Annotated in this window: 4 protein-coding genes; 2 read left to right on the top strand and 2 right to left on the bottom strand. The window is 69.9% G+C overall.

Features of this window, described 5'->3' with window-relative positions; translation table 11 throughout:
- Nucleotides 1-782: permease (locus G6018_RS12470; RefSeq protein WP_182639764.1), on the top strand; the 782-nt coding region annotated here is incomplete at its 5' end.
- A gap of 20 nt (nucleotides 783-802) precedes the next feature.
- Nucleotides 803-1,039, top strand: a complete 237-nt coding sequence (locus G6018_RS12465) for a thioredoxin family protein (RefSeq protein ID WP_182639763.1) — start codon at nucleotides 803-805, stop codon at nucleotides 1,037-1,039.
- On the opposite strand, the gene G6018_RS12460 is transcribed toward G6018_RS12465, so the two are convergent.
- Together G6018_RS12460 and G6018_RS12455 are read right to left on the bottom strand one after the other, a co-directional pair.
- On the bottom strand, nucleotides 1,036-1,446 hold the full coding sequence (locus G6018_RS12460; protein WP_182609654.1) for an arsenate reductase ArsC: 411 nt from the start codon (nucleotides 1,444-1,446) through the stop codon (nucleotides 1,036-1,038). The genes G6018_RS12465 and G6018_RS12460 overlap by 4 nt on opposite strands.
- A gap of 68 nt (nucleotides 1,447-1,514) precedes the next feature.
- On the bottom strand, nucleotides 1,515-2,672 hold the full coding sequence (locus G6018_RS12455; protein WP_179523632.1) for an acyl-CoA dehydrogenase family protein: 1,158 nt from the start codon (nucleotides 2,670-2,672) through the stop codon (nucleotides 1,515-1,517).
- Nucleotides 2,673-2,903 lie beyond the last annotated feature (231 nt).

Genomic DNA, 2,903 nt, shown 5'->3' with positions numbered 1-2,903 from the left:
GCGCGCGGGACTGGCTCGAGGGCCGGGGGCTGTTCGTCGGCCTCACGCTGGCCATCGTGCTCGGCGTGGTGACCCCTTTCTGCTCCTGCAGCTCGATCCCACTGTTCATCGGCTTCGTGGCCGCGGGGATCCCGCTCTCGGTCACCCTCACCTTCCTCATCGCCTCCCCGCTCATCAGCGAGATCGCGGCCATCATGATCGGCGAGATGTTCGGGTGGCACATCGCCGCGGCCTACGTCGGCGCCGGCGCCGCCATCGCCTTCGTCGCGGGATGGGCCCTGTCCCGGTTCCGGCTCGACAGGTGGGTCGACGACGTCGTCTTCACCACCCGCGTCGCCGTACTCCGCGCGGACGGCCACGTGCCCTCGCTGCGCGAACGGGTGGACGCCGCTCTCGGCGAATCCCGCGACATCCTCCGTAGCGTGTGGATCTGGGTGGTGGTGGGCGTCGGCGTCGGCGCGGTGATCCACGGGTGGGTCCCCGAGGACTTCTTCCTCCGCTGGGCGGGCCCGGACAACCCGCTGGCGGTGCTCGTGGCCACCCTCGCGGGGATCCCCCTCTACGTCAACGGAGCCGGGGTCGTGCCGATCGCCGAGGCACTGTGGGCCAAGGGCATGAGCCTGGGCACCGTCATGGCGTTCATCATGAGCTCGATCGCGCTGTCCATCCCCCAGGCGATCATGCTCAGGCGGGTCATGAGGCCACCACTGCTCGCACTGTTCTTCGCCGTCGTGGCGGCCGGCATCCTCGCCATCGGCCTACTGTTCAACGTGATCGCCTGACCCCGGATGCAGGAGGAACCATGATCGTCAAGGTGCTCGGGCCCGGCTGCCGCAACTGCCACACCCTCGTCACCCGCACGAGGGAGGCCCTGGCAGCGCTGGGCGAGGACGCGGAGATCGTCGAGGTCACCGACGTCGGCGAGATCGCCGGCTACGGACTGATGAAGACACCCGGGCTGGTGATCGACGACGACCTCATCCTGGGAGGGAAGGTGCCCACCGTCCGTCAGCTCACCGAGATCCTGCGCGGACGCTAGACCGGGCGCACGCCGAGCTCGGCGAGGAGTCCGGTCACCCGGCGCCTGATCTCGTCTCGGATGGGCCTGACCGCGTCGACACCCTGACCGGCGGGGTCGTCGAGGGTCCAGTCCAGGTACCGCTTGCCCGGGAAGACCGGGCAGACGTCACCGCAGCCCATGGTGATGCACACGTCGCTCGACCGCACCGCCTCGGTGGTGAGGACCTTCGGCGTGGCCGCCGAGATGTCGATGCCGTCCTCCGCCATCGCCTCGGCGACGGCCGGGTTGATCGAGTCCGCCGGCGCCGACCCGGCCGAGCGGACCTCCACCGCGCCTCCGGACAGGTGCTCGGTGTAGGCCGCGGCCATCTGTGAGCGGCCCGCGTTGTGGACGCAGACGAAGAGGACGGACGGACGATCGGTCACGGTGGCTCCCCCGGCAGAATGTATCGACGACTGTCGATAGTAGCCGCTCGACGCCCACGCGCGGCGGGTCACAGCGCCCGGCCGATGACCTCCTTCATGATCTCGTTGGTGCCGCCGTAGATCCGCATGACGCGGGCGGCGGCGAACTTCTGCGCGATGGGGTACTCCATCATGTAGCCGTAGCCCCCGAACAGCTGGAGGCAGCGGTCCACCACGTCGTCGAGCATGTCGGTGGCCTGGAGCTTGGCCATCGAGGCGGTCACGGCGTCCAGCTCGCCGGCGATCTCGCGGGAGATGCAGTGGTCGATGAAGGTGCGGGTGGCCATGACGGAGGTCTTGCACGCCGCCAGCTCGAACCGCGTGTTCTGGAAGTCGAGGATCGGCTTGCCGAAGGCCTGCCGCTCACGGGTGTAGGCGAGGGTCTCCACCACGGCGGCCTCGGCCATCGCCAGGGCGTCCACCGCGATCGCCAGGCGCTCGCGCGGGAGCTGGTTCATGAGCTGGTAGAAGCCCTGCCCCTCCTCGCCGCCGAGGAGGTTGGCGGCGGGCACACGCATGTCGTTGAAGAACAGCTCCGCGGTGTCGGCGCCGTGACGGCCCATCTTCTCCAGCACGCGGCCCCGCTCGAAACCGGGGGTGTCGGCCTCCACGGCGAACAGCGCCATGCCCTTGTGGCCTGCGTCGAGGTCGGTCTTGGCCGCCACCACCACGAAGTCGGCGGAGCCACCGTTGGAGATGAAGGTCTTGGAGCCGTTGATGACGTACTGGTCACCGTCACGCCGCGCGGTGGTGCGGACGCCCTGCAGGTCCGAACCGGCACCGGGCTCGCTCATGGCGATCGCGGAGATCCACTGACCGGAGCACAACCTGGGCAGCCACTCCCGCTTCTGCTCGTCGGTGGCGTAGTTGGCCACGTAGTGGGGGGTGATGGTCGATCCGACCCCCATGCCGAACGCCGTGTCCCCCGAGTAGACGAGTTCCTCGGTGACGAGGTACTCCATGCCCGGGTCCCCGCCCTGGCCGCCGAACTCCTCGGCCACGTCGAGGCAGATCAGCCCGGCCTCGCCGGTGCGCAGCCAGGTCTCGCGGTCCACGTGCTTCTGCCGGGCCCACTTCTCCTGGTTGGGCGTCATCTCCTTGGCGAAGAAGGCGCGGGCGTGCTCGCGCAGGAGCCGGTGGTCGTCGGTCTCCCAGGAGGGGCGGTAGTCGGGGAAGAGCAGGGTCACCATGGCCTCCGGTGGTCGATCGACGCGACGTGCGCGGTTCAGCCTACCCAGACCGACCGGGGCCTCCCGGCGGTCCCGCCCGCGGTTCAGCACCGCCCGCGGATCAGCACCGCCCGCGGATCAGTACCGCCCGCGCACCCGCAGGTGCCAGGGGCGACCGTCCGGATCGTGCAGCCAGCGGTAGGCCGGGAACGCCAGCGCCATCGTCAGCGGGTTGAGCCGCGGCGGCGC

This window comes from Dietzia sp. DQ11-44, assembly GCF_014145205.1.
In the GTDB taxonomy this organism is placed as follows: Bacteria; Actinomycetota; Actinomycetes; order Mycobacteriales; family Mycobacteriaceae; genus Dietzia; species Dietzia natronolimnaea.
Note: the sequence above shows the minus strand (reverse complement) of the source record. Positions and strands in the feature narration are given on the sequence as shown.